A 945-nucleotide genomic window follows, 5' to 3' on the forward strand; every position below is an offset into this window, starting at 1 on the left:
GAGGTTAAGTTCAACAGGATTTTATCCACCATCCCTTGTCTCAGCGTCGGATAAAAATTCATGTCTGTTTTTATTCTCAAGGCCGGAAGGTGTCTTTTTGCGGAGACGGGACGGAGGATAAAATTCATAACGTTGGGCGGAATATACACTTTTCACAAGTATTAATCAAAAAATGAAATAATCTTTAGGATATGGCAGAAAATGACTACATCGCGGGGAATCCATTAGCTCGCGATAGCAGCTTATTAGTGGTATTGAGTGGATGTTCTGGAGGCGGAAAATCAACACTGCTTAACGAAATGGCTCTCCGTGGTTACTTTGTATTTCCTGAACCAGGACGTCAAATTGTGAAAGAAGAGATTTTTATTAATGGTGAGGCATTACCTTGGAAAGATATGAGTAGATTTATTGATCGCTGTATTTCCAGGGCTATTTATTTTTACAATATCGCTAATCCATCAAAAATACCGACTTTTTTTGATCGTTCAATTGTTGACGCAATTTCAGCTTTTCACACTCTCTATAAACCGTTTCCATCGACATACAAAACCATACTTAAAAAATACAAATATCATACAACAGTCTTTATGGTTCCACCTTGGGAGGAACTATTCTCACATGATTCAGAACGTTTACATTCCTTTTCTGACGCAGTTGCTGAATATGAAAGACTACTGAAGCACTATTCTCAATACGGGTATGAAACAATTATAGTTCCTCATGGTCATGTTAAAGAACGTGCTGACTTTATAGAAACGCATTTATCATAACAAGTCGATGAAGTGCTGGTACAGCTTCGAGAGAGCAACCCGCGGATGCCGAGGGTTTTAACGGTCGCCGAAGGTAATACAGACGCATCCGTAATTGGTGAGGATGTGGAGGTCCGCCGGAGTCCACAGGCCGTGGCATGCAAGAAGAGATGCGCTGTGGAACTCGGGAAGCCCT

The 945-nt window shown here is 41.1% G+C and carries 1 protein-coding gene; it reads left to right on the top strand.

What is annotated here, in order from left to right; genetic code table 11:
- Positions 1 to 191: 191 nt before the first annotated feature.
- Positions 192 to 770 carry an AAA family ATPase gene (locus tag ACYQ2M_RS25125; protein WP_459919147.1) on the top strand — a complete coding sequence of 193 codons (579 nt, stop codon included), beginning with the start codon at positions 192 to 194 and terminating at the stop codon, positions 768 to 770.
- The last annotated feature ends 175 nt before the right edge of the window (positions 771 to 945 follow it).

The organism is Desulfocicer niacini (assembly GCF_054657595.1).

What these genes read in the sequence shown, in the direction of transcription:
- ACYQ2M_RS25125 (WP_459919147.1), top strand. Translation starts at nt 192, where the DNA reads ATGGCAGAAAATGACTACATCGCGGGGAATCCATTAGCTCGCGATAGC.